The organism is Streptomyces cyaneofuscatus, assembly GCF_042718795.1.
Classification (GTDB): domain Bacteria; phylum Actinomycetota; class Actinomycetes; order Streptomycetales; family Streptomycetaceae; genus Streptomyces; species Streptomyces cyaneofuscatus_A.
The window spans coordinates 15,925-39,575 of the sequence record NZ_JBHXOX010000045.1 but is presented as its reverse complement, the minus strand read 5'-3'; the positions used below and the strand labels follow the sequence as shown (position 1 = coordinate 39,575).

Annotated in this window: 22 protein-coding genes and 1 pseudogene; 14 read left to right on the top strand and 9 right to left on the bottom strand. The window is 71.5% G+C overall.

What is annotated here, in order from left to right:
• Nucleotides 1-55: 55 nt before the first annotated feature.
• Nucleotides 56-1,960, bottom strand: a complete 1,905-nt coding sequence (locus ACFWRT_RS35350) for an RICIN domain-containing protein (RefSeq protein ID WP_380953808.1) — start codon at nt 1,958-1,960, stop codon at nt 56-58.
• Between the two features lie 331 nt (nt 1,961-2,291).
• On the opposite strand from ACFWRT_RS35350, the gene ACFWRT_RS35345 reads away from it, so the two are divergent.
• Both ACFWRT_RS35345 and ACFWRT_RS35340 read left to right on the top strand, forming a co-directional pair.
• Entirely contained in the window at nt 2,292-2,849 is a 558-nt protein-coding gene (locus ACFWRT_RS35345) for a TetR/AcrR family transcriptional regulator (RefSeq protein WP_463288404.1), read from the top strand.
• A 354-nt stretch (nt 2,850-3,203) separates the two neighbouring features.
• A complete protein-coding gene (locus ACFWRT_RS35340) occupies nt 3,204-3,695 on the top strand; it encodes a DUF4430 domain-containing protein (protein ID WP_380953809.1) in 492 nt (163 codons plus the stop codon).
• On the opposite strand, the gene ACFWRT_RS35335 is transcribed toward ACFWRT_RS35340, so the two are convergent.
• Nucleotides 3,692-4,717, bottom strand: a complete 1,026-nt coding sequence (locus ACFWRT_RS35335) for a MerR family transcriptional regulator (protein WP_380953833.1) — start codon at nt 4,715-4,717, stop codon at nt 3,692-3,694. The two genes, ACFWRT_RS35340 and ACFWRT_RS35335, sit on opposite strands and share 4 nt — an antisense overlap.
• A 93-nt stretch (nt 4,718-4,810) precedes the next feature.
• Between ACFWRT_RS35335 and ACFWRT_RS35330 the strand changes: the two genes are divergently transcribed.
• Nucleotides 4,811-6,337: an alpha/beta hydrolase gene (locus ACFWRT_RS35330; protein WP_380953810.1), complete on the top strand. Its 1,527-nt coding sequence runs from the start codon at nt 4,811-4,813 to the stop codon at nt 6,335-6,337.
• A 44-nt stretch (nt 6,338-6,381) separates the two neighbouring features.
• On the opposite strand, the gene ACFWRT_RS35325 is transcribed toward ACFWRT_RS35330, so the two are convergent.
• Entirely contained in the window at nt 6,382-6,792 is a 411-nt protein-coding gene (locus ACFWRT_RS35325; protein WP_380953811.1) for an Ohr family peroxiredoxin, read from the bottom strand.
• A 114-nt stretch (nt 6,793-6,906) separates the two neighbouring features.
• On the opposite strand from ACFWRT_RS35325, the gene ACFWRT_RS35320 reads away from it, so the two are divergent.
• From ACFWRT_RS35320 to ACFWRT_RS35310, 3 genes are read left to right on the top strand one after another with little or no spacing between them, the layout of a single operon-like run.
• Complete coding sequence (locus ACFWRT_RS35320) at nt 6,907-7,395, top strand: MarR family winged helix-turn-helix transcriptional regulator (RefSeq protein ID WP_380953812.1); 489 nt, start codon at nt 6,907-6,909, stop codon at nt 7,393-7,395.
• Nucleotides 7,396-7,452: 57 nt separating this feature from the next.
• Entirely contained in the window at nt 7,453-8,079 is a 627-nt protein-coding gene (locus ACFWRT_RS35315; RefSeq protein WP_380953813.1) for a hypothetical protein, read from the top strand.
• Nucleotides 8,076-8,912, top strand: a complete 837-nt coding sequence (locus ACFWRT_RS35310; RefSeq protein WP_380953814.1) for a class I SAM-dependent methyltransferase — start codon at nt 8,076-8,078, stop codon at nt 8,910-8,912. Before ACFWRT_RS35315 ends, ACFWRT_RS35310 begins: the two co-directional genes overlap by 4 nt.
• A 9-nt stretch (nt 8,913-8,921) precedes the next feature.
• On the opposite strand, the gene ACFWRT_RS35305 is transcribed toward ACFWRT_RS35310, so the two are convergent.
• Complete coding sequence (locus ACFWRT_RS35305) at nt 8,922-9,782, bottom strand: isocitrate lyase/PEP mutase family protein (RefSeq protein ID WP_380953815.1); 861 nt, start codon at nt 9,780-9,782, stop codon at nt 8,922-8,924.
• Between the two features lie 214 nt (nt 9,783-9,996).
• Nucleotides 9,997-10,617, bottom strand: a complete 621-nt coding sequence (gene thpR / locus ACFWRT_RS35300) for an RNA 2',3'-cyclic phosphodiesterase (protein WP_380953816.1) — start codon at nt 10,615-10,617, stop codon at nt 9,997-9,999.
• A 429-nt stretch (nt 10,618-11,046) separates the two neighbouring features.
• Between thpR and ACFWRT_RS35295 the strand changes: the two genes are divergently transcribed.
• From ACFWRT_RS35295 to ACFWRT_RS35285, 3 genes are all read left to right on the top strand, one after another.
• Entirely contained in the window at nt 11,047-12,300 is a 1,254-nt protein-coding gene (locus tag ACFWRT_RS35295; protein ID WP_380953817.1) for a cytochrome P450, read from the top strand.
• Nucleotides 12,297-12,503 carry a ferredoxin gene (locus tag ACFWRT_RS35290; RefSeq protein WP_380953818.1) on the top strand — a complete coding sequence of 69 codons (207 nt, stop codon included), beginning with the start codon at nt 12,297-12,299 and terminating at the stop codon, nt 12,501-12,503. The genes ACFWRT_RS35295 and ACFWRT_RS35290 overlap by 4 nt, the downstream gene beginning before the upstream one ends.
• Before the next feature lie 219 nt (nt 12,504-12,722).
• The gene (locus ACFWRT_RS35285) at nt 12,723-13,325 is read left to right on the top strand and encodes a DUF998 domain-containing protein (RefSeq protein WP_380953819.1); all 603 of its coding nucleotides are present in this window, start codon (nt 12,723-12,725) and stop codon (nt 13,323-13,325) included.
• Between the two features lie 21 nt (nt 13,326-13,346).
• On the opposite strand, the gene ACFWRT_RS35280 is transcribed toward ACFWRT_RS35285, so the two are convergent.
• On the bottom strand, nt 13,347-14,531 hold the full coding sequence (locus ACFWRT_RS35280) for a GDSL-type esterase/lipase family protein (RefSeq protein WP_380953820.1): 1,185 nt from the start codon (nt 14,529-14,531) through the stop codon (nt 13,347-13,349).
• A 28-nt stretch (nt 14,532-14,559) separates the two neighbouring features.
• A complete protein-coding gene (locus tag ACFWRT_RS35275) occupies nt 14,560-15,132 on the bottom strand; it encodes a TetR/AcrR family transcriptional regulator (RefSeq protein WP_380953821.1) in 573 nt (190 codons plus the stop codon).
• A gap of 82 nt (nt 15,133-15,214) precedes the next feature.
• On the opposite strand from ACFWRT_RS35275, the gene ACFWRT_RS35270 reads away from it, so the two are divergent.
• The 3 genes and pseudogenes from ACFWRT_RS35270 (at nt 15,215) to ACFWRT_RS35260 (ending at nt 16,177) form a co-directional block, all read left to right on the top strand.
• Nucleotides 15,215-15,706 (top strand): FBP domain-containing protein, encoded by a 492-nt coding sequence (locus tag ACFWRT_RS35270; RefSeq protein WP_380953822.1) that lies wholly within the window; start codon nt 15,215-15,217, stop codon nt 15,704-15,706.
• Nucleotides 15,707-15,711: 5 nt separating this feature from the next.
• A pseudogene (locus tag ACFWRT_RS35265) lies at nt 15,712-15,822 on the top strand (helix-turn-helix domain-containing protein); the annotation flags it as partial.
• A 166-nt stretch (nt 15,823-15,988) separates the two neighbouring features.
• The gene (locus ACFWRT_RS35260; protein WP_380953834.1) at nt 15,989-16,177 is read left to right on the top strand and encodes a hypothetical protein; all 189 of its coding nucleotides are present in this window, start codon (nt 15,989-15,991) and stop codon (nt 16,175-16,177) included.
• Nucleotides 16,178-16,204: 27 nt separating this feature from the next.
• Here ACFWRT_RS35260 and ACFWRT_RS35255 read toward each other — a convergent pair whose 3' ends face one another.
• Nucleotides 16,205-16,774 carry a DoxX family protein gene (locus tag ACFWRT_RS35255; protein ID WP_380953823.1) on the bottom strand — a complete coding sequence of 190 codons (570 nt, stop codon included), beginning with the start codon at nt 16,772-16,774 and terminating at the stop codon, nt 16,205-16,207.
• Between the two features lie 356 nt (nt 16,775-17,130).
• Nucleotides 17,131-18,393, bottom strand: a complete 1,263-nt coding sequence (locus ACFWRT_RS35250; RefSeq protein ID WP_380953824.1) for a ricin-type beta-trefoil lectin domain protein — start codon at nt 18,391-18,393, stop codon at nt 17,131-17,133.
• Nucleotides 18,394-18,927: 534 nt separating this feature from the next.
• Between ACFWRT_RS35250 and ACFWRT_RS35245 the strand changes: the two genes are divergently transcribed.
• Nucleotides 18,928-21,765: a PQQ-dependent sugar dehydrogenase gene (locus tag ACFWRT_RS35245; RefSeq protein ID WP_380953825.1), complete on the top strand. Its 2,838-nt coding sequence runs from the start codon at nt 18,928-18,930 to the stop codon at nt 21,763-21,765.
• Nucleotides 21,762-23,522: a ThuA domain-containing protein gene (locus ACFWRT_RS35240; RefSeq protein WP_380953826.1), complete on the top strand. Its 1,761-nt coding sequence runs from the start codon at nt 21,762-21,764 to the stop codon at nt 23,520-23,522. Before ACFWRT_RS35245 ends, ACFWRT_RS35240 begins: the two co-directional genes overlap by 4 nt.
• The last annotated feature ends 129 nt before the right edge of the window (nt 23,523-23,651 follow it).

The following is a 23,651-nucleotide window of genomic DNA, read 5'->3' as shown; positions in this document are numbered from 1 at the left end:
AGGGCCCCGCCGCGTGCGACGGGGCCCTATGTGAGCGATGCGCGTGGTCAGCCGGTCAACCGGTCAGCGCGAACGACTGGGCGGCGGACCCGTTGCACGGCTGCTGGGAGAGCCGAGCTCCGTTGGCGGTGGAGGAGTTGTCGACGGTCAGGCACTTGCCGCTGTGGCGGGCGACGAAGCGGTAGCGGCCGCCTGCGGCCAGCGGCTCGGGGCGCCACTGCTGGTTGGTCGAGCCCACGGACGACCAGAGGTGGACCTTGGTGCCGTCGGCGGTCGCCCCGGCGCCGCCGTCCACGTCCCAGACCTTCGCGTTGTGCCGGTTCACCACCTGGTAGTGGCCGCCGCCGGCCGGCCGGAACTGCCAGCCCTGGTTGGCCCCGGTGCCGCAGGCCCACTGCTGCAGCGCGGTCCCGTCACCGGTGCCCCAGTCGGCGGCGTCCAGGCAGGCGCCGCTGTTGGTGTTCTGCACCCGGTACCAGGCGGCCGGGTCGATGGAACCGGCCGGAGGCTCCGTCGTACCGCCGTCGCCGCTCCAGGTGAAGGTGGCGACGGCACCGGCGGGCAGGGTGTACGCGAGCGACTTGCCGTTGTCCGTCAGCGAGAACCGCTGGGAACCCGATGCGGTGTTGACGACGACGGCCGCGCGAGTGCCGTCCGGGTTCTGGAAGGCGACGTTCTGCACACCCCCGGCACCCTGGCTGGTGGAGCCGATCCGGGTCGCGCCCGGCTTGATGAACTTGGTGACGTGCCCCAGGACGTAGTACTCGGCGTTCCGGGTGACCTGGCCGCCGGCGATCTCGACGATGCCGTTGCAGCGGTTGGTGCAGTGCCCCTGGTGGGGGCCGCCGTTCTGGTCCAGGGCCAGGTTCCAGTTGATGACCGTCTCGCCGCCGTTGCGCATGTTCTGGACGACGAGGTTCTCGGCGTGCCACTTGAGGGTGTCGCCGAACGTGGTGGCGGGGTTGGCGCTGTCGGTGCCGGAGCACTCGGTGAAGAAGACCCGCTTCCCGGCGTTCACGATCTGCTGCTGCGCCGCCGGGGCACCCCCGTAGCAGTGGAAGGCCGCGCCGATGATGCGCTGGATGCCCCCCGTGCGCGCGAAGACGTCGAGCGGGTAGTTGGGATGGTCCCAGTTGTGGTCGTACGCCAGCAGGTTGGTGGGCAGGTTCGCGGCCGTCAGCGTACGGTCCAGGACCTGGAAGAAGTCCGCCTGCTGCGTCGCCGTCATGCTCATCGACGGATAACTGGTCGCGAACTCCGGCTCGTTCTGCGCGGTGAGGTCGGTCAGGGTGATGCCCTCCTGTCCGTACGCCCTGATCGCCTTGACCAGGTAGTCGGCGTACGCCTGGTGGTGCTCGGTCCTGAGGCTGCCCCCGTTGAGGGAGTTGTTCGTCTTCATCCAGGCCGGGGGAGACCAGGGTGAGCCCATGAACCGGATGGCGGGGTTGATCGCGGTGGCCTGCTTCAGGACCGGGATGATCTGGCCCCGGTCCCGGTCGATGGAGAAGGAACCCCGGGTGTCCTCGTACGTGTACGCGTTGGAGTTCGCGTCGAAGTCGGTGCTGCCCAGGGGCTGGCGCAGGTAGTTGAGCCCGATGCCGTCCCCCTCCGCGGAGAACAGCGACCGCAGCAGCGAGGTGCGCCGGTCCTGCGGGAGGCTCTGGATGAGGTGGGCGGACGCACCGGTCACGGAGGCGCCCGCGCCGGTGAACTTCTGGCCCTTGCTGTTGGCGTCGATCCGGATGTCGAGGCCCTGCGGGGTGCCGGTGAACGGCACGCTTCCGTCGGCGGTCAGCTTCTTGCTGCCGTCGGTGGTGGTGACCCAGACCTGGGCGACCGGGTCGGCGGCCTGTGCGGTGGTGACGGTGGCATGGAGACCGAGACCGGCGACGGCCACGACGAACGCGGCGCCTGCCGCGCCTGCTCTGAGGCGGCGGGGGTGGGGGTGGGGGTGGAACATATGCGGCTCTCTCCTTGGGTCGATACGTCGATACCTGGAGACATCGGCGGGGCAACGGCATGAAACCACACCCACTAAGTGGTTAGTAAGTGGTCGGAGACGGTGTTCTGCCGCCCGGGGGAGATCTCTCCCGGATCACCGCCCGGAGCAGGCTTAAGCTGACCCGGTGAGCAACCAGTCAGTGGGCAAGCAGCCAGGGGGCAGGCAGCCGGTGGGCAAGCAATCGGCAGGCAAGAAGCCGGTCGGCAGGCCGGCACGCCGCCCGGCCGAGCCCCGTACGCCGCGCAGCCCGGAAGCCCAGCAGCGGCAGCAGGACATCCTGTCCATCGCCATGGACACCTTCGCCGCCCGCGGCTACAACAACGCCTCGCTCGCGGAGATCGCGGACCGGGTCGGCCTCACCCAGGCGGGCGTCCTGCACTACTTCCGCTCCAAGGCGCTGCTCCTCACCAGCGTCCTCGAACTGCGCGACCGGGCCGACATCGAACAGCTCGGCCCGGACCGCCCCCAAGGGCTCGACTTCCTGCGCCACCTGGTGAACACCGCGCTCCGCAACGCCGAGCGCGAGGGGATCGTCCGGCTGTACGCGGTCCTCTCGGCCGAGTCCGTCACCGACGACCACCCGGCCCAGGACTACTTCCGCGACCGCTACGACGGACTGCGGATCTTCGTCGCCGACGCCCTGCGCGAGGCGTGCGAACTCCCCGCCGACCGCGCGGAGACGGCCGGAAACGCGGCCAACGCCATCATCGCGGTCATGGACGGTCTCCAGGTCCAGTGGCTGCTGTCGCCCGACTCCGTGGACATGGCCGCCTCGACGGACCTCGTGGTCACCTCCCTCCTCGCCACCCTGGCACCTCAACGGTTCGGCCCGTCCGCCCGCCCCTGACCCCTGACCGCCGCGTACGGACGACGTATTGGCCCATTCCCCGGCCGGACGCGGCCGACCGGCCGTACCATGCGAGGGCTTCGGTGGATCCGGAGCGACAACTGAATGCGTGCGCGACTGGGGGAAGCCGGTGGGAATCCGGCGCTGACCTGCAACCGTGTGCGGCCCGCCGGGCCGCGAGTCGGACAGCCCGGCGCGTGACGTGTACCGCTTCCCCTGTCATGGTCTGCAGTGCGAAGCCCCGCGGCCCCGGTCTGCCGCGCGTACGCCGCGAGACGCGCGGACGGACGCGGTGCGGACGGTCGGGCTCCGGTGCGGGCACGGCAGGCCGCCCCGTACCGGAAAGGCACACTCGTGCACCTGACATCCGCCCGCCGCACCCTCGTCGTCACGGCCGCCCTCGGCCTCGCTCTCGCCTCCGCCCCCGCCGTCGCCCAGCCACAGGCCACGGCCGCTTCCACGAACGCTCCGGTGAAGGTCACCCTGACCGTGAAGGGGCCGGACGGGCGTCTCTTCAAGGGAAAGATCAAGACCAAGGGGCATGACGTGACCACCGCCACCGGCGGCACGCACCGCTGCGACGGCACCAACGGCGGAGCCAACCCGAGCGCCGTTCCCACGCCGACCGCCGCCCTCGACGACGCCGCACGGAAGAGACACTTCACCTGGGACGGCACCTGGTACGCGTCGTTCGACGACTTCTCCGTCGACACGATAAAGAACGTCAGCGGCGGCGGAGTCGCCTACTGGAACATCGCCGTCAACGGCACCTCGATCCCGGTCGGCGGCTGCCAGTTCAAGCTGAGCGCCGGGGACGAGGTCGCCTTCACCTGGACCGCCTTCTAGGGCGTCCGGGCCCGGGTCGTACCAGGCCCGGGCCCGGTCAGGGGCATCCGGGCGCCCCGCTCCCCGAGCCCCGTCGACAGGTGCGTGTCCAGCGCCTCCAGAAGCCAGTCATGGGCCGTTCCGGGCGTCGGCTCCCGTTGGCGGCCGTCCGGAGCGCCGAGCACCTCGGCCGTCAGCTCCCAGTACCGGTCGATACGCGGATCGGCCGCGAGCTGACCGGCGAGCCGACGGCGGAATCCGGGAGTGTCACGGGTGCCGTACGTGCTCGCGTACGCGTCCACGAACCCGTCCAGGGCCTCACCCGGGCGGGGTGTCCCGCCCCGCCGCATCTCCCCGCCCGCCAAGTCGTACGCCGTCGCGAGCCCCGCGTACAGCACGGCCGACTCACGGGCCCCGGCCGAGCTGTGCGCCCTGGGCTGGCACGGGCCGCCGCCGCTTCCTCCGCACGGCCGGGTCACGAAGGCGTACAGCCGGGCGAAGGCGAGCACCTGATCGGGGCGGGGGTCGTCGGGCGGCTGCGGTACCGCCGCCTCCAGGAACGCCCCGACCGAACGGGCGGGCATCCGGGCGGGCAGCCACGCGCGCCAGAACCGGACCAGGGCGGCGGTGCTCGGCGGAGCGGCCACCGCGCCGACCAGGCGCAGCCGGGCAGGCCGCTCCTCCGGCGGGCAGTCCCGCACCAGTTGGAGCGCGGCCTCCCGCCAGCGCAGGGCCCTGAGCTCGGAGCCGAGTACGCGCAGCCGGCCGTCGACCGCCGCCTCCAGCACATCGGCCGCGCCCCCGGCGTCCTGCTCGTCGAGGACGCGCCGTACGTCGGCGACCGGCAGGCCGAGACCGCGCAACGAGCGGATCAGGCCCAGCCGCTCCACGGCCTCCGGGGCGTACCTGCGGTGCCCGCCCGCACTGCGGGACGCCTCCGGCAGCAGCCCGCCGTCCGAGTAGAAGCGGACGGTCTTGACGGTGACGCCCGCGTACTCGGCCAGCTCACCGATCGTGCAGAGACCGTCGTACGACGAGAACACTTGAACCTCCCCCAAGAGGAGTTCCTACGGTACCGGCGAGCGCTGCCGGCGGATCGGGCCGGTGCGCGGAAGAGCAGGTGACGAGGAGGAACCATGACCGCATTCATCCTGGTGGCGGGGGCGTTCACCGGCCCGTACGTATGGCGGGACACGGCCGCGCGACTGACCGCGCAGGGCGCCGAGGTGCGTACGGTGGCGCTCACCGGGCTCGGCGGGCGCCCCGCCGGTCCCGGCGAGGCCGTCGACCTGGAGACGCACATCGCGGATGTGCTCGCGGTGATCGACTCGGTGGCGGTGGAGGGCGGCGGTGACATCGTCCTCGTCGGCCATGACTACGGCATCCACCCGGCGCTGGGCGCGGCGGACCGGCGGGCGCGGTCGGTCGCCCGGATCGTCCACCTGGACTCCGGGATGCCGCGGGACGGCGTCCCGGCCCTGGCCGCGGTGCCCGACCAGCGCCTGCGCGAGGAGCTCACCGAAGGCGGGGGAGGGGACGGGGTAGGGCAGGTCGGTGAACTGCCGCCGCCCGCCCGGGACGCGTGGCCCCGCTGGGGGAGCACCGCCGGGCTCTCCGAGGCGGCCCTCGACGGGCTCACCGCCCTCGCGGCACCGCAGCCCCTGGGCACCCTCCTCCAGCCGCTGCGCCTCACCGGTGCCGTGGCGGCGGTCCCCGTGACCGGGGTGCTGTGCACGGGCAACGGGCCGGGCATCGAGCTGGTCCAGCTGATGGTGGACCTCGGCGAACCCGCGCTCCAGGCCCTCGCCGACCCCCGGGTGACCTTCTTCGAACTGCCCACGGGCCACTGGCCGATGCTGTCCTGCCCCGTCGAGCTGGCCGAGGTCCTGGCCGAGGCGGCGGCCGGCCGGGGCCACCGGCTGAAGCCCGCCGACGCCGCCGAACCGCCCCCGCATCTGCGGCCGTTCCTCCTCGACGCACCCGAACGCCCCCGCGAACGGACCGGGAACACCGACCTGTACCTGCCCGAGGGACCGGGGCCGCACCCGGCCGTGGTGTTCGTCCACGGCGGCCCCGTACCCGCCGAAGCACGGCCGACGCCCCGGGACTGGCCGACCTTCACGGGGTACGCCCGGTACGTCGCCGGGCACGGAGCCGTGGCCGCGACCGTGGACCACCGGCTGCACGCTTTCACCGACTACGAGCGGGCCGCCGAGGACGTGGCCGCCGCGGTGGAACGGGTGCGGGCCGATCCCCGGGTCGACGCGGACCGGATCGCCCTGTGGTTCTTCTCGGGCGGCGGCCCCCTCACCGCGGACTGGCTGGCCGCACCCCCGGCCTGGCTGCGCTGCCTGGCCGCCAACTACCCGATCCTGGCCCCGCTGCCGGGCTGGGGGGTGGCGGACGCCCGCTTCCACCCGGTGCGGGCGGTCGCCCGGGCGGGGAAGCTCCCGATCGTGCTGGTCCGGGCGGGCCGTGAGATGGCCGAGATCGCCGCGACCGTGGAGGAGTTCCTGACCACGGCGAGGCGCTGCGGGGCCGACGTCGAGGTGGTCGACGTACCGGAAGGGCGCCACGGTTTCGAGACCCTCGGCCCGACGGACGAGGCGCGCGACGCGGTACGCCGGGCGGTCGAGACGGTGCTGGCCCGCCTGACCGCCTGACGGCCTGACCGCCCGGAAGCGGGGTCGACCGCCTGACGACGGGATTACTCGATGACCAGCTCCACGTCGATGTTCCCCCGGGTCGCCTTGGAGTAGGGGCAGTAGGCGTGGGTGGCCTCGACCAGCCGCTGTCCGACCTCTCCGGTGAGGGAGTCCGGCAGCTCCACGCGCATGACGACCGCGAGACCGAAGCCGCCGCCGTCCTTGCCGATGGAGACCTCGGCGGTCACGGAGACGTCCTTCGTGTCGAGCTTCATCTCGCGGGAGACGGCGGCCATCGCGCTGGCGAAGCAGGCCGCGTACCCGGCCGCGAAGAGCTGCTCGGGGTTGGTGCCCTTGCCGTTGCCGCCGAGGGCCGGGGGCAGGGCGAGCGGCAGGTCGATCTGGCCGTCCGAGCTCACGGCACGGCCCTCGCGGCCGTTGGCGGTTGCGGCGGCGGTGTACAGCGCGTCCATGGGGGTGACCCTCCTCGTCGGTGCCGCGAACGGATCGTCGCGGCCACGGAACAAAGATTGCACATCATTAAGTTGTACACAATTCAATGGCGCGGTCGGCGGTACGCTGGATCCATGACGCCTGCTTCCCACGCCTCGCCCGACCTCCCCGCCGTCCCCGACGAGGAGCTGCTGCGACTGGACCACCAGGTCTGCTTCTCGCTGCACGCCGCGTCGCGGGCGTTCGGCGGCTTCTATCGGCAGGCGCTCAAGGGTCTCGGCCTCACCTACCCCCAGTACCTGGTCATGCTGGTCCTGTGGGAGGAAGGTCCCCGGCCGGTCAAGGTCATCGGGGAGCGCCTCCGGCTGGACTCCGGCACGCTCTCGCCCCTGCTGAAGCGGCTGGAGGCGGCGGGGCTGGTCCGGCGTGAGCGCAGTCGTGAGGATGAGCGATCCGTCGTCATCGAACTCACCGGCGAGGGCGCGCGGCTGCGTGAATCCGCGCTGTCCGTCCCCCGTGGGGTGCTGGCCGCGACGGGTCTGTCCGTGGAGGAAGTTCTCGGGTTGCAGGAGGTTCTCGGCCGCCTCACCACGGCCCTGTCGGAAGCCGCTGACGCCCGGTGAGCGTCGGAGTGACAGTTTCTCTTGTCGTTCAGCCCTTGCGACAGCTAAAATTGTCGTATGGATGGAACGAAAGTTGTCCCCACCCCGACCCGCGACGACGAGAACTTCTGGACCGTCGTCATGACCCCCGTTGAGCCGGCCTGGAACGAGCCCGGCGATGACGACACGTTCGTCATGGACGAGCAGGTGCTCGCCGCGGTCCGCGCACTGGCCGAGCGGATCTCCACACGCGCGCTCGCCTACCGCACCGCCGGCGAGCCGTTCGACGCCGCGCTCCTGGCCGCCCCCGACGTACAACTGGCCACGCTCCGGGCCCTGTACGAAGCCAAGCGGTCCGTCGACCGGCTGGCCGAGAGCGCGGCCACCGCGGCGGGCCGCAGCGGAGCCAGCTACTCCCAGCTGGGCGCGGCCTGGGGCGGCATCAAGCGTCAGTCCGCCCGCCTCAAGTGGCCCCACGCGGTGGTCAAGAGGTCGGCCGGCGAGTCCGTTCCCCTCGCGTACGCAGGTGGCTCCGCCGTCATCCACCATGACCCGGGCGTGGACGCCTGGTGGTACACCGCGACGGCGGCGGACCGGCAGGAGGAGGAGTCCGAGGCCGTGCACGGCACATCGGCCGAGGCCATCGCCCGGGCGACCGAGTTCCTCCTGACGCACGCCCGGCCCGCGCCCCGGGAAACCGCATGACCCGAGCCGTGGACGCCCGACGCGACGACAGCCCCGACGAGCCCCGGCGGGCACGCCTGGCCCGTACGTTCGACGAGGACGCGGAGCTGTACGACCGGGCCAGGCCCGGATATCCGCCCGCGCTGTACGACGACCTCGCGGAGCTCGCCGGTGCCCGCGCCGGCAGCCGGGTCCTGGAGGTGGGCTGCGGGACCGGTCAGGCGACGGTGCCCCTGGCCGCACGGGGCTGCCGGATCACCGCTGTCGAGGCGAGCCCGCACATGGCCGCGATCGCCCGCCGCAACCTGGCCGGCGCCACGGACGTGGAGGTGGTGACGGCCCGGTTCGAGAGCTGGCCGCTGCCCCCGGAACCGTACGACGTGGTGGTCTCGGCGACCGCGTTCCACTGGATCGACCCGGCGGTACGGATGACCCGGGCCGCCGACGCCCTGCGCCCGGGCGGGGCGCTCGCCGTGGTGCGCGGCCAGCATGTCAGGGGCGGCACTGAGGAGTTCTTCGCCGAGGTCCAGCGCTGCTACGAGCGCTTCGACCCGCAGACCCCGCCCGGGCTGCGGCCTCCCGCGGCGGCCGACGTCGACGCGTCGGACCACCTGCGGGAGGTGGCGCGCAGCGGCCGGTTCGGCCCCACGGTCCTGCGCCGCCACGAGCAGGACCTCACCTTCACCACGGCCGGCTACCTGGAGCTGCTGCGGACCTTCTCCGGTCACCGGGCGCTTCCGGTGGCGGCCAGGAACGGGCTGCTGGGATGCGTCGAGGCCCTGATCGACGGGCGGTACGGAGGCAGGGTCACCAAGCGGTACCTCTTCGAACTGGCGGTGTCGCCCACGCGCTGACGTCCCGGGTCAGACGGTCCGGAGCCCGGAGGGGTGGTGCCGGCTGATGTTCCGCTCCAGCAGGGCGGTCGAGGCCCGCACGCCGATCGACGTACCGGGTGAGAACTCCGGGAGCCGTCCGTCGGCCTCCTTCAGCTCGCTGAGCGCGGAGTCGATGGCGGCGTGTGCGGCGAACAGGCAGGGCGTGCTGTAGATGGCCACCTGGCATTCCAGATCGGTGAGTTCGGAGAGCGAGAGCCTCGGCGACCTGCCGCCCGCGATCTGGTTGAAGAGCAGGGGCTTGTCGTCGATGACCTTGCGGATGCGGCGGATCCACTCGACATCCCGCACCCCGTCGACCAGCACCACGTCGGCATCGGTCTCCGCGAGCGCCTGGGCGCGGCGCAGGATGTCCTCCTCCTCGGTGGCGTCGGTGCGGGCCACGACCACCAGGTCCTGCCGGCTCTCCAGGACGAGGTTCAGCTTCTCCAGGTACTCGGCCAGCGGCAGCACCCGCTTGCCGTCGGCGTGGCCGCAGCGGCGCGGACGCCGCTGGTCCTCCAGGATGACGCCGGAGGCTCCGGCCCGCTCCAGCCGCTGCACCACGTGGCAGGCGACCTCCGGGTCCACGTAACCGTCGTCGATGTCGACCAGCAGATGGTGGGCGGGAAAGGCGAGCCGGAGCCGCTCGACGAACGCCACCATGTCCGGCCACGCGATGAAGCCGATGTCCGGCAGCCCGTAGTGGGAGGCGGCGAAGCCGAAACCGGAGACGAAGAAGCCGTCGTAGTGCCGGGCGGCGACCGATGCCGAGTACATGTCGTAGATGCCGACGAGCGGGGTCGTTCCCGGCGTGCGGATCTGCTCGCGCAGCGCGCTTCCGTAGCGCATGTCTCTCTCCTTGGGTGCGGCCGTGCACCGCGGGGGGTGGCGGACGCACCCCGAGGCGACGGCATGGGCACTCGACGGAAACCATGATCTCTTTGCGAGTGCTCGCATACATATACCGGCCCGGGACAAGCACACCGGGCGCCGACACACGTGCCCGACTGGTGCTGTGGAGCGGCGTGTTGACGACGTACCGCGCCAGGGTGGCGAACCCGGATCAGGTTCCGTGGCCGAAGGTCCAGGCCTCGATGTCGCGGTAGCGGATCGGCCCCGGGCCACGGCCGAAGTTGCTGCCGACCAGATGGAGCCGTTCGGCCTCCCACACGCGGCCGGAGAACGCGGCGAGTCCCGCGGCGACGTCCACCGCGGCACGGTGGTCGCCCCGGCGGGAGCGGGCCAGCGTCAGATGGGGCCGTAGCGGCCGGTCCGGGAAGGAGACACCGCAGGCCCTGACGGTGTCGCGTACGTCGGTGGCCAGCCGGTGCAGCCCTTCGAGGTCCCCCTCGATCCCGCTCCACAGAACCCGCTCGTCGAAGTGGCCGCCGCCGCGCAGCGCCAGCCGCAGGGGCCGGTGCCGGGCGGCGAGTTCAGCGAGCGGGGGCATCAGGAGCGGGACGGTGGTGAGCGGGAGCTCGCCGAGGAACGCCAGCGTGATGTGCCAGTCCTCGATCCGGTTCCAGCGCAGGCGCGGGTACTCCTCGTAGGCCGGACCCAGCGCCCGCGCCAGTTCGTCCTTGGCGTCGTCGGGCGGGGCGAGTGCCAGGAACACGCGGATCGTCGTGGCCGGTTCACGCTCGTCCACGGCGGGCTCGGCAGCGGCTTCGGGCGGTTCGTTCACCTGCCGTACCGTACGTGGCGGTCCTGCCCCCGGGGCAACGCGGGTCTCATACGCGGGCCCGTGGTCGCCGGTGACGTCATGAGCGGGGCTTTCAAGCCGCGGGCCGGGCTTTCAAGCCATGAGCGGGGCTTTCAAGGCATACGAGGGCGCGCCGTCGGCGTACGGCATGATTCAGGCCCCGCCCTCCCGTCCGGTTCCAGCCGTCGGCGGCCCGGTGGCCACGTCCGGCGTGAACCGGGCGCCCCTTCGGAGCTGAGCCGATGCGGTGCGGTTCGAACGCGTACGAATGGCACCGGCCAGATCCATGGCCCCGGTGAGCTGGCCGGTCTACCCGTCGACCGAATAGGTGCCTTAGGCATCCAATGGTGGGGAAGCGCGGAACGACCGGCTCCGCGCGTACGACCGAGCACTGCGAGGCGACCCGATCCCATGACGGAACCCACGACGGACGGCCCGGCCCGCCAGGGCCTCGCCCCCCACACCCTTGCCACCGCCCCGGCCCCCGCGACGTCCTTCCCCCAGGACCGGGGGTGCCCGTACCACCCGCCCACCGGGTACGCACCGCTCCGCGAGGAGCGCCCGCTGAGCCGGGTCGCCCTCTTCGACGGACGCCCGGTCTGGGCGGTCACCGGACACGCCCTGGCCCGCCGATTGCTGGCCGACCCGCGGCTCTCCAGTGACCGCAGCCACCCGGACTTCCCCGTCCCGGCCCAGCGGTTCGCGAACGCCCAGCGGCGTCGCGTGGCTCTGCTCGGCGTCGACGATCCCGAGCACAACACCCAGCGCAGGATGCTCATCCCGGCCTTCTCGGTGAAGCGGATCGGCGCGCTCCGGCCGCGCATCCAGGAGACCGTGGACCGCCTGCTCGACGCGATGGAACGACAAGGGCCGCCGGTCGAACTGGTGAGCGCGTTCGCCCTGCCGGTGCCGTCGATGGTGATCTGCGCCCTGCTCGGCGTGCCGTACGCCGACCACGCGTTCTTCGAGGAGTGCTCGCAGCGGCTCCTGCGCGGCCCGGGAGCCGACGATGTGGACACGGCACGCGACGAACTCGAGACCTACCTCGGCGCGCTGATCGACCGCAAGAGGACCGAGCCGGGGGACGGGCTCCTGGACGAGCTGATCCACCGGGACCACCCGGACGGACCGGTCGACCGCGAACAGTTGGTCGCGTTCGCCGTCATCCTGCTCATCGCGGGCCACGAGACGACGGCGAACATGATCTCGCTCGGCACGTTCACGCTGCTGCGCCACCCCGAACAGCTGGCGGCGCTGCGGGCCGGCGGGACGACGGCCGCCGTGGTGGTCGAGGAACTGCTGCGCTTCCTGTCCATCGCCGACGGCCTGCAGCGCCTGGCGACCGAGGACCTGGAGGTCGACGGGGCGACGATCCGCAAGGGTGAGGGCGTGGTCTTCTCGACCTCGCTCATCAATCGCGACGCGGAGGTGTTCCCCGGCGCCGAGACGCTCGACTGGGACCGTTCCGCCCGCCACCACCTCGCCTTCGGCTTCGGCATCCACCAGTGTCTGGGCCAGAACCTGGCCCGCGCCGAGCTGGAGATCGCGATGCGCACGCTGTTCGAGCGGCTGCCCGGCCTCAGGCTCGCCGTGCCCGCGGACGAGATCCTCCACAAACCGGGGGACACGATCCAGGGGCTGCTGGAACTCCCCGTGGCCTGGTGAGCGGTGTGGGAGTCCAGGTCGACAAGGAACGCTGTGTGGGAGCCGGCATGTGTGCGCTGACCGCGCCGGACGTGTTCACCCAGGACGACGACGGCCTCAGCGAGGTGCTCCCGGGCCGGGAGCAGACGACCGGGACTCACCCGCTGGTGAGGGAGGCCGTGCGGGCCTGCCCGGTGGGGGCGGTGGCCCTGGCGTCCGACTGACGTGCCGCTGTTCTCCGGCCGACGTGCCGCTGTTCTCCGGCCGACGTGCCGCTGTTCTCCGGCCGACGTGCCGCCGTCCTCCGGCCGACGTGCCGCCGTCCTCCGGCCGACGTGCCGCCGCTCCGCCGACCCGTGACGCAGAGGGGGCCGGCCCCCTGGCTCCCGTGGCTCGGCACCGAGGTCAACGACAAGCAATGACGCGCCATTTATGATGCCTTGATGCGATCTGCTCCTTGGTGGGCTCTGCTCTCCTCCGGATGTGCCCCGGTGCTGCTGGTCGGTTCCTGGATGATCGCCCAGCTACGGCAGGGTCCGGCGTACGACCCCGCGACGCAGACCCTGAGTGTGCTGGCGTCCTACGGGGCCGGCAGCTACTGGCTGATGACGGGCATGCTGCTGGTGCTGGGCACGTGTTACGTCGTCACGGCGCACGCGCTCCGGGAGGCGGCGTTCGCCGGGCGGGTCGCCCTGGCCGGCGGTGGACTGTGCGCCCTGGCCCTGACGTTGGTGCCGGTCCCGAGCAGCGGCGGGGCCCTGGAGCACGGGGCCGTGGCCACCGTGGGCCTCGTCCTGCTGGCGGTATGGCCTCCCCTCGCCGCCGTCTCGGGAAAGGGGCCGGTCCCGTGGGGGCTGAGGCTGGACGTGTCGCTCGCCGCGAGCGCGTTGATGGGCGCGACCGCGTTCTGGTTCCTGGCCGAGTTGCAGAGCGGGGGCGCGCCCGGCGTCGCGGAGCGGGTCGTGACGTTCCTGCAGGCGCTGTGGCCCTTCCTGGTGGTGGTCTCCTGTCGGCGGAGCGCGCGGTGGCGGGAGACCGGGCCGTGAGCGCCCCGGTCCGCCGCCGGATCAGCGGTTCGCGGCGCTGAAAGGCCCGCCGTCGCCGAAGGCGAGGCCGGCGAAGCGTTCGGCGATACGCCGGTGGGTGGCGGGGTCCGGGTGCAGGCCGTCGGGCAGCGGCAGCTCGGCGTGGTCGGTCGCGCCGTAGAGGGCGAGGCCGTCGAGGTGGTGCAGGTGAGGATCAGTGGCGGCGCGCTGTCCGACGAGCCGGGCCAGTTCGTCCCGGATGACGGTCAGGGTCAGCTTCCCGGCGGCGGTCTCCGCGGGATCCCCGGTGGCGACGAACCGCAGCCGCCCCTCGCTCATCGCGCTGAAGTCCGGGGCGCACGGGCCGGGCGTGTTCTCGTGGATGGGGCAGAGGATCGGCGAGACGACCAGCAGGGGCGTGGTGGGGTGTCCCTCGCGGATGGTGTCGAGGAACCCGTGGACGGCCGGGCCGAAGGCGCGCAGCCGCATCAGGTCGGCGTTGACGAGGTTGATGCCGATCTTGACGCTGATCAGGTCGGCGGCGGTGTCCCGTAGGGCACGGGCGGTGAAGGGGTCGAGGAGGGCGCTGCCGCCGAACCCCAGGTTGATCAGTTCGGCCCCGCCGAGAGCCGCCGCGAGTGCGGGCCAGGTGCCGGTGGGGGTGGCGGCGTTGGAACCGTGGCTGATGGAACTGCCATGGTGCAGCCAGACCGGCCGGTCGCTGGGCTGCGGGACAAGGAGGGGCGCGTCGGTGCGCAGGGCGACGAGTTCGGTGGTCTCGTCGTGCGGCAGCCAGATCTCGATGCTCTTCTCGTCGTCCGGCAGGCCGGTGAACCGCAGGGTCTCCACGGGGCCGGGACGGGTGTGCGTGGTCCCCGAGGCCAGGTCGATGGTGAGCGTGTCGCCGTCGGGCGCACTCGCCCGTCCCGCCAGGTGACCGTCCACGAGGAGCTCGTACACCCCGTCGGGACGCGGCGGCGCTCCCGGATAGACCCGCTTGGTGGCGACGACGTCCAGTTCGACGGCGGTGGCCCGGCTGCGGAAGGCCAGCCGGACCCCGGAGGGCTGCGACTCTGCCATGGCCAGCTGTCCGTCGGGGATCTGCTCCCGGGCGTGGGCGGGCAGCCGGTGGGGCAGTACGCCACGTCCGGTGCGCTCCAGGTCGAGGGCGCCGCGCAGGATGTCGAGGGTGATGGGGGTGGCGGTCCACCCGTGCCGGGCGTTCATCTTCAGGGCCTTCTTCGCGGGGTGAGGGTCAGGAGGGGGCGGGCCAGTTGCGCAGCAGGGCGTCGAGCGCTCCCAGGATCTCGGTCCAGCTCTCCTGGGAGGCGGGGGAGCTGTGGCTGAAGCCGCCGGCCGCCTCCAGGCCGACGTATCCGCTGAAGACGCTGCCCAGCAGCCGTACGGCATGCGTCTGCTGGATCTCCGTCAGGTCGTAGCCGCGCAGGACGGCCCGCATCATCTGCGAATGCCGTACGCCCGCGCTGGCGGCGGCCGTCTCCGCGTCGAGCCGGAAGCGGGCCGCCGCGAAGCGTCCCGGGTGCCGGCGGGCGTAGTCGCGGTACGCGTCGGCGAAGGCGCTGAGCGCTTCCTTGCCGGCCCGTCCCGCGATCGCGGCGGCCGCCCCGTCGGCGAGCTCCTCCAGGGCGAGCAGTGCGATCTTCGTCTTGAGGTCATGGGCGTTCTTGACGTGCGAATACAGGCTCGCGGTCCTGACGTCCAACTGCCGGGCGAGCGCGGAGGGGGTCACCTGCTCGAAGCCGATCTCGTCCGCGAGCTCGGCCCCCGCTCTCACCACGCGCTCCGCGGCCGGTCCTGTCTTCGCCATGCCACCCTCCGAACACTTCCCAGTGATTGCCTAAGGAAATATACGTTTGCCTAATATCTTTAGGCAAATTAGCGTGGCTGTCATGAAACCGCTGACCGAGCAAGAGATCCGTACCTCGTTCGTGAACTGCACCAAGGGCGAGGCCAAGCGCCTGAACATCCCCCGTGACCTGGCCGAACGGCCCTGGGACGACCTGGACTTCCTGGGCTGGCGCGACCCGCAGGCTCCCGACCGGGCGTACCTCGTGGCCGGCTGGGACGACCGCCCGGTCGGCGTCCAGCTCCGCTCCTCGGACGCCGGCTCCTGGCAGACCCGTCGCAGCATGTGCTCGATGTGCGTGACCGTCCACACCGGGGGCGTCTCCCTGCTGGTGGCCCCGAGGTCCGGGAAGGCCGGCCAGCAGGGCAACTCGGTCGGCGCCTACATGTGCAGCGACCTCGCCTGCTCGCTCTACGTACGCGGGAAGAAGGACGCGGGCATGGGCGCACGGCTCAACGAGTCGCTCACCCTGGAGGAGCAGATCCAGCGGACCGTGGCGAACCTCGCCGCGTTCATCGCCAGGGTGACCGGCTGACCGCCATGGTGACCAACCGGCTCGGCGACGTCCTCGCCCGGACCACCGGCTTCGAGGCGGTGGCGAGGGGCAGCGGACTGCTGGACGCCGACACGCCCAACCTCACCCGTTACGTGTTCACCGACCCCCGGCCCCGTATGTTCTTCGCCGACTGGGACGAGGTCGCGGACGAGCGGGCCTTCGAGCTGTGGCACGGGCCTTCGGGGGCCGGCTTCGACTGGTTCACCGCGGAACCTCGCCCCCGCCGCGGGTCCCGCGTTCACGAGCCGACTGAACCGGCACGTGGTTCCGCGACGAGGGCCTCTGCGGCTCCACCACCCGTCCGGGTGCGAACGGGAACTGGTCCGCGAGATCCTCGAAATCCCCGAGGAAGCACAGCAGTTGGTGGTCTTCCTCCCGGCGGACGAGGCAACGGCCCGCGCTGTCGACGGGCTCGCGGGTCGCTCCGCCGGCCGACTGCGGGCGGTCTGAACCCCCTTCGATATCGGAGCCACCGGGTTACGGCAGGCGCTCGCGGGCCGCCTCGACGGCATCCGTGACGCTCTCCACCGCACCGCCCGCCACATCACCGACCCGGCCGGCGGCGGCATGCGCCTGGTGGCTGACGGCGTCGGAGGCATGACCGGCGGCATGGCGGGTGCGATAGGCGAGCGAGGGCTTGCCGTGGGTGTCGGCGGCGGCGATGAGGAGCCCGCCGAGCAGGGACGCGTTCTTGAGGAACTGGACACGCTGCGCCGCGCGCTTCTCGGGGTCCTCGATCGTCCAGAAGCGGTGGGCGGCGAGGGTCGTCGGCACCAGGGTCACGGCGAGAGCCGCCGAGGCCAGCCGGGGTGCGCGCCCCAGCGCGAGCAGGAGGCCCGCACCGACCTGTACGGCGCCGTTGAGGCGTACGAGTCTCTCGGGGTCTTCCGGCAGCAGGGACGTCCGCCGGCCGATCGCCGAGGAGACGCGATCGGTCACGGGTTCGGCGACAGGGACCAGGGGCGCGGGATCGCGCACCGCGTTGTATCCGCCACTGACGAACATCGAGGCGAGCAGGGGGCGGGCAACTCTACGCAGAACAGTCATGACGGTCGGCTGCCCCGCCACGCGGAGAAGCACACGCTTCCACGCCCGGCGTCCGTCGTTCGGCGGCAGCTCGCGGAGGGCCGCCCCTTCCGATGGAGTCGGCGACCGGACCGGCCATGCTCCGTGGGCTCTCCGCCGCGATGGACGAGGCCACGAGGCCACCGTCACGGACGCGGAGCCGGGACCCGGAGCGGGGCCAGGACGTGCGACCCCGAAGTCCGACCGTGACGCGGCACGACCGCACCTGCCCGGCGACGGAGTTCCGTCGCCGGACAGATGCGGGTTCAGCGCGCGGTGGGTGCGGGTTCAGCGCGTGGTGGGCGCGTGCCGGAAGCCGGCCGCGGCGGGGCTACCGCTCATGCCACGGTCCACTTCTGGTTGGCGGCGCCGGTGCAGGTCCACAGCTGGGCGCGGGTGCCGTTGGCGGAGGAGTTGCCGGTGGCGTCGAGGCACTTGTCGGCGGGGATGGAGACGATGTCCTGGGCGCCGGAGATCCCCCACCGCTGGGCGCCCGTCCCGTTGCAGTCCCAGAGCTGGACGGGAGTGCCGTTGGCGGTGGCCGCGTCCTTGGCGTCCAGGCACTTGCCGAGGGCCCGGATGGTGCCGTCGGAGCGGACGTCCCACTGCTGGGCGCCCGTGCCGTTGCAGTCGTAGAGCTGGACGGCGGTGCCGTTGGCGGAGGAGGCACCCGCCACGTCGAGGCACTTTCCGCCGATGCCACGGATGGCCCTGCCGCCGGGCGGCGGGGTGGTGGTGTCGGTGCTCACGCGCACGTAGTCCACGACGAGCTGCTGCGGGAAGCGGGTCGAACTGTCCGGGTCGCCGGGCCAGTAGCCGCCGACCGCGAGGTTCAGGATCAGGAAGAAGGGCTTGTTGAAGACCCACTGCCGGCCGCCGAGGTCGGCGGGGGTGCGGGTCTGGTAGACATTGCCGTTCACCGACCACCGGATGGAGTTGGGGCTCCAGTCGATGGCGAAGGTGTGGAAGGCGTCCGCGAAGGCCGCGCCGCCGGGCAGGGTGTAGCCGGCGCCGATGCCGCCGGAGCCGGAGTAGCCCGGTCCGTGCAGGGTGCCGTGGACGGTGCCGGGTTCGAAGCCGACGTTCTCCATGATGTCGATCTCACCCGAGGCGGGCCAGCCGACGTTGCCGAGGTCGTTGCCGAGCATCCAGAAGGCGGGCCAGATGCCCTGGCCGCGCGGGAGCTTCATGCGGGCTTCGACGCGCCCGTACTGGGCGGTGAACTTCCCGGCCGTGTTGAGCCGGGCCGAGGTGTACTCGCACCGCCCGTACCAGCAGTTGTAGTTGGCCGGGTTCTCCCTCTTCGCCGTGATGACGAGGTTGCCCTGGCCGTCGAGCGCGGCGTTGTTGGTCCCCGATGTGTAGAACTGCCGCTCGTGGTTGTTGACGTTGTCGCCGGTCTCCAGTTGCCACCTGGAGGCGTTGACGCCGGAACCGGCCGGCCCGTCGAAGTTCTCGTCGAAGGTCACCGCGGCGGGAGCGACCGTACCGGACTCCGGGGCCGGGGCGGCCTGCACGGCGGTGGGGGAGAGGGCGGCGAGCGTGAGACAGGCGGCAGCGGCCAGCCAGGTGAGTGATCTGTGGCGCCAAGGCGTACGCACGGGGCATCACATCGCTTTCGTGGGGGTGTGCGGGGGCGGGGGAGAACAGGTCCACTGTGACGTGTGCATGACAGGACATCGGGCGCACTGCCGACCGTGTCGCGGACACGAAGTGAAGTGATCTGGGGATCGCCGGGACAGCAGCGTTCAACAGTTGGCGATACTGATTTAAGGAGCGTGCCGCAGACCCGTCAAGACGTTCGTCTGGGCCAATTCCCTGCGTCACCAGTCGACTTGAAGCCCCATGGGCCGATGCGAGAGCGGCCTCCCCGAGGTCGGTGGTGGTGACGGAGGCGCGGTTCTCGCCTCTCGGCCGAGGAGCCCAACCAGTCGCTTTGTCTCCCCAGTAGAGAAAGTTGAGGCCAGGTACGTCAAAGGGCTTTCTGGTCCGCGAAAAAGCCATTACCTTCCTGCTCTGTACCGAACGACAAGGCCTGAGTGCTCCTCCCTCCCCCCGGGAGCACCCATGCCTCCCGGCGCGACGGCGCGCGCCTGTGCTCCAGACCTCACCCCGTCACCAAACGGAGGACGCGCGTGCACAGGAGACTCACCCGACCCGTCGCGGCGCTGGCCTGCGCCCTGCTTGCCGCAGCGGGCGCCCTCACCGCCCAGCAGAGACCCGCCGCAGCGGCGCCCGAACCCGCGGCAAGCGTCGCCGCCGACGAGTTCCAGCAGGTCACCCTCGCCAAGGGGGTGGCCGAGACCGGCGAGCCCATGACGCTCGCCGTGCTGCCCGACCGATCCGTCCTGCACACCTCACGGGACGGCACGCTCCGCCTCACCGACGCCGCCGGCACCACGAAGACCGCCGGGAAACTGGACGTCTACTCGCACGACGAAGAGGGCCTCCAAGGCGTCGGCGTGGACCCCGCGTTCACCACCAACCGCTTCGTCTACCTCTACTACGCGCCGAAGCTGACCACCCCGGCAGGCGATGCGCCCGCCAACGGGTCCGCGGCCGACTTCGCGCCCTTCGACGGCGTCAACCGGCTCTCGCGCTTCGTCCTCAGGGCCGACGGCACACTCGACACCGCCAGCGAGAAGAAGGTCCTCGACGTCCCCGCGAGCCGAGGCCTGTGCTGCCACGTCGGCGGAGACATCGACTTCGACGCGCAAGGGAACCTGTACCTGTCCACCGGCGACGACAGCAACCCCTTCGCCTCCGACGGCTACACCCCCATCGACGAGCGGGCGAACCGCAACCCCGCGTACGACGCGCAGCGTTCCTCCGGCAACACCAACGACCTGCGCGGCAAGGTGCTGCGGATCAAGGTCGCCGCCGACGGCAGCTACACCATCCCGTCCGGCAACCTCTTCGCGCCCGGAACCGCGAGGACCAGGCCGGAGATCTACGCCATGGGCTTCCGCAACCCCTTCCGGATGAGCGTCGACAAGCCCACCGGCACCGTCTACCTCGGCGACTACGGCCCCGACGCCGGCACGGCGAACGCGGGACGCGGACCTGCCGGACAGGTCGAGTTCAACCGCATCACCAAGGCCGGCAACTACGGCTGGCCCTACTGCGTCGGCAACAACAGCCCCTACGTGGACTACAACTTCGCCACCTCCACCTCGGGCGCCACGTTCTCCTGCGCCGCCCCGAAGAACACCTCGCCGAACAACACCGGCCTGACCGACCTGCCCCCGGCCCAGCCTGCCTGGATACCGTACGACGGCGGCTCCGTACCCGAGTTCGGCGGCGGCTCCGAGTCACCCATGGGCGGACCCGTCTACCGCTACGACGCGGCCTCCACCTCCACGGTCAAGTTCCCGCAGAGCTTCGACGGCGACTACTTCGCGGGCGAGTTCGGCCGTAAGTGGATCAAACGCATCGAGCAGGGCTCCGACGGCACCGTGCAGTCGATCAACGCCTTCCCCTGGCAGGGCACCCAGGTCATGGACATGGCCTTCGGCCCGGACGGCGCGCTGTACGTCCTCGACTACGGCACCGGCTACTTCAACGGCGACGCCAACAGCGCGGTCTACCGCATCGAGTACGTCACCGGAGGCCGCGCCCCGCTCGCCAAGGCCACCGCGAACCGCACCTCGGGCAAGGCCCCGCTGGCGGTCGCGTTCTCCTCGGCCGGAACCTCCGACCCCGACGGCGACCCGCTCACGTACGCCTGGAAATTCGGCGACGGGACCACCTCCACAGCCGCGAACCCCTCGCACACCTACACCGCCAACGGCCGCTACACCGCCGAACTGACCGTCTCCGACGGCACCGGCAACACCGCCACCGCTTCCGTCATCATCACCGTCGGCAACACCGCACCGACCGTCACCCTCGACCTGCCCGCCGACGGCTCCATCATCGACCCGGGCGCGGCCGTCCCCTTCAAGGTCACCGTCACCGACCCGGAGGACGGCACGATCGACTGCTCCAAGGTGAAGGTCACCTTCATCATCGGCCACGACAGCCACGGCCACCCGCAGACCTCCGCCACCGGCTGCTCGGGCACCGTACAGACCATCGCCGACGGTGAGCACGACCCGAACGCCAACATCTTCGGCGTCTGGGACGCCGAGTACACCGACAAGGGGGCGAACGGCCAGCCCGCCCTGACCACGCACGACCAGAACATCAGCCAGGGCAGCAAGCGCCAGGCCGAGCACTTCGGCGGCTCCGCCGGCATCCAGATCGTGGACAAGGCCACGGCCAACGGCGGCAAGACCGTCGGCTACATCGACAACAACGACTGGATCTCCTTCACCCCGTACATCCTCGGCAACGCCACCAAGCTCACCGCCCGGGTCTCCTCCGGCGGCGCGGGAGGCACGCTGGAGGTACGGGCCGGCTCACCCACCGGCACCCTGCTCGGCTCGACGGCGGTCCCCGTCACCGGTGGCTGGGACACGTTCCGCGACGTCAGCGCCGACCTGACCAACCGCCCGGCCGCCACCACCACGCTCTACCTCGTCTTCAAGGGCGGCACCGGCTCCCTGTTCGACCTGGACGACTTCACCTTCACCACCGGCCAGACCACCCCGGCCGGCCGTGACCTCAAGGGCATCGGCGGCAAGTGCGCGGAGGCCGCGGGAGGAGCGAGCGCCGACGGGACACAGATCCAGCTGTGGACGTGCAACCAGACGCCCGCCCAGAAGTGGACGGCCGGCACGGACGACACGTACCGGGCACTCGGAAAGTGCCTGGACATCAGCGGCGCCGGTACGGCGGACGGTACGAAGATCCAGCTGTACGGGTGCAACGGCACGGGCGCCCAGAAGTGGGTGGCACAGGCTGACGGCACGTTGAAGAACCCGGTATCCGGCAAGTGCCTGGACGCGTCCGGAGCTTCCTCGGCGGACGGCACCAAGCTCCACCTGTGGACCTGCCACACCGGCGCCAACCAGAAGTGGACCCTGTCATGAACCGACGCCGCACTCGCCTCGCCTGCTGGGCCGCCGGCGCCCTGCTCGTCGCCGCCGCCCTGCCCACGACGGTCTCCACGGCCTCCGAACCGGCCCAGACCGCCCCCGCCCGAGCGGCGGCCGCCGCCGCCGCCGACCCCGCGTACGACGTGCTGGTCTTCTCCAAGACCGCCGGTTTCCGCCACGACTCCATCCCGGCGGGCATCACCGCCCTGCGCCAGCTCGGCGCCGCCAACAACTTCACCGTCACGGCGACCGAGGACGCCGCCGCCTTCACCCCCACGAACCTCGCCGGCTACGAGGCGGTCATCTTCCTCTCCACCACCGGCGATGTCCTCAACGCAGCCCAGCAGACCGCCTTCGAGGGGTACATCGAGTCGGGCGGCGGCTACGTCGGCATCCACGCGGCGGCCGACACCGAGTACGACTGGACCTGGTACGGCGGCCTGGCCGGCGCCCTGTTCAAGTCCCACCCGCACATCCAGCCGGCCACCGTCAAGGTGGAGGACCGCGCCCACGACGCCACCGCGCACCTCGGGCCGACCTGGCAGCGGACCGACGAGTGGTACGACTACCGCACCAACCCGCGGAGCTCGGCCCACGTCCTGGCCTCGCTCGACGAATCCACCTACAGCGGCGGCACCATGGGCGGCGACCACCCCATCGCCTGGTGCAAGGACTACCGGGGCGGGCGCGCCTTCTACACCGGCGGCGGCCACACCCAGGAGTCCTACGCCGAGCCCGCCTTCCGGCGCCACCTGCTCGGGGGCATCCGCTGGGCCGCCGAGATGACGGAGGCCGACTGCCGTCCGGAGACCGGCTACACCACCTTGTTCGGCACCTCCGGGACGGCGGGCTGGAAGCAGGCGGGCCCGGGTTCCTTCACGCACGCGAACGCCACCCTCACCTCCCAGGGTGGTCTGGGCCTGTACTGGTACCAGGCCAAGGAGTACAAGTCGTACTCCCTGAAGCTTGACTGGCGCCAGGCCGGTGACGACAACTCCGGCGTCTTCGTGGGCTTCCCCGCCTCCGACGACCCGTGGTCGGCCGTCAACAACGGCTACGAGATCCAGATCGACGCCACCGACGCCCCCGACCGCACGACCGGCGCTGTCTACGGCTTCAAGTCCGCTGACCTGGCGGCCCGGGACGCCGCCCTCAACCCGCCGGGGGAGTGGAACACGTACGAGATCCGGGTCGAGGGCGAGCGCCTCCAGCTCTTCCTCAACGGCCGCAAGATCAACGACTTCACCAACACCGACCCCGTCCGCAGCCTCCAGCAGGGTCACGTCGGCCTGCAGAACCACGGCGACGGCGACGACGTGTCCTTCCGCAACATCCGTATCAAGGAACTCGGAGGCGCGACCGGCCCCAGGGAAGGAGCCATCACCGGAATAGGCGGCAAGTGCGTCGACGTGGCAGGCGGGTCGAGTGCGGACGGAACACAGATCCAGCTGTGGACCTGCAACCAGTCGACAGCCCAGAGGTGGACGGCCGGCACGGACGACACGCTCCGCGCACTGGGCAAGTGCCTGGACATCAGTGGTGCGGGTACGGCGGACGGTACGAAGATCCAGCTGTACGGGTGCAACGGCACGGGCGCCCAGAAGTGGGTGGCACAGGCTGACGGCACGTTGAAGAACCCGGTATCCGGCAAGTGCCTGGACGCGTCCGGAGTCTCCTCTGCGGACGGCACCAAGCTCCACCTGTGGACCTGCCACACCGGCGCCAACCAGAAGTGGGTTCTCCCCAGCTGAGGGGACCTCTCGACTCCGGGGCCACCGCGGGAGGCGGTGACCCCGGAACCGGCCGCCACACGGGGCCGGTGACGGCGGCGGGGCGCAACGCCGAAACGCGCCGCCGCCGTTCTTCATCCGTCGGACCGG

Excerpts from the sequence above, each read along its gene's own strand:
- ACFWRT_RS35310 (WP_380953814.1), top strand. The coding sequence starts at position 8,076 with ATGACCCGAGCCGTGGACGCCCGACGCGACGACAGCCCCGACGAGCCC.
- ACFWRT_RS35350 (WP_380953808.1), bottom strand. The coding sequence starts at position 1,960 with ATGTTCCACCCCCACCCCCACCCCCGCCGCCTCAGAGCAGGCGCGGCA.
- ACFWRT_RS35315 (WP_380953813.1), top strand. The coding sequence starts at position 7,453 with ATGGATGGAACGAAAGTTGTCCCCACCCCGACCCGCGACGACGAGAAC.
- ACFWRT_RS35345 (WP_463288404.1), top strand. The coding sequence starts at position 2,292 with ATGGACACCTTCGCCGCCCGCGGCTACAACAACGCCTCGCTCGCGGAG.
- ACFWRT_RS35270 (WP_380953822.1), top strand. The coding sequence starts at position 15,215 with ATGAAACCGCTGACCGAGCAAGAGATCCGTACCTCGTTCGTGAACTGC.
- ACFWRT_RS35330 (WP_380953810.1), top strand. The coding sequence starts at position 4,811 with ATGACCGCATTCATCCTGGTGGCGGGGGCGTTCACCGGCCCGTACGTA.
- ACFWRT_RS35320 (WP_380953812.1), top strand. The coding sequence starts at position 6,907 with ATGACGCCTGCTTCCCACGCCTCGCCCGACCTCCCCGCCGTCCCCGAC.
- ACFWRT_RS35240 (WP_380953826.1), top strand. The coding sequence starts at position 21,762 with ATGAACCGACGCCGCACTCGCCTCGCCTGCTGGGCCGCCGGCGCCCTG.
- ACFWRT_RS35285 (WP_380953819.1), top strand. The coding sequence starts at position 12,723 with ATGCGATCTGCTCCTTGGTGGGCTCTGCTCTCCTCCGGATGTGCCCCG.
- ACFWRT_RS35255 (WP_380953823.1), bottom strand. The coding sequence starts at position 16,774 with ATGACTGTTCTGCGTAGAGTTGCCCGCCCCCTGCTCGCCTCGATGTTC.
- ACFWRT_RS35325 (WP_380953811.1), bottom strand. The coding sequence starts at position 6,792 with ATGGACGCGCTGTACACCGCCGCCGCAACCGCCAACGGCCGCGAGGGC.
- ACFWRT_RS35305 (WP_380953815.1), bottom strand. The coding sequence starts at position 9,782 with ATGCGCTACGGAAGCGCGCTGCGCGAGCAGATCCGCACGCCGGGAACG.
- ACFWRT_RS35280 (WP_380953820.1), bottom strand. The coding sequence starts at position 14,531 with ATGAACGCCCGGCACGGGTGGACCGCCACCCCCATCACCCTCGACATC.
- ACFWRT_RS35275 (WP_380953821.1), bottom strand. The coding sequence starts at position 15,132 with ATGGCGAAGACAGGACCGGCCGCGGAGCGCGTGGTGAGAGCGGGGGCC.
- ACFWRT_RS35295 (WP_380953817.1), top strand. The coding sequence starts at position 11,047 with ATGACGGAACCCACGACGGACGGCCCGGCCCGCCAGGGCCTCGCCCCC.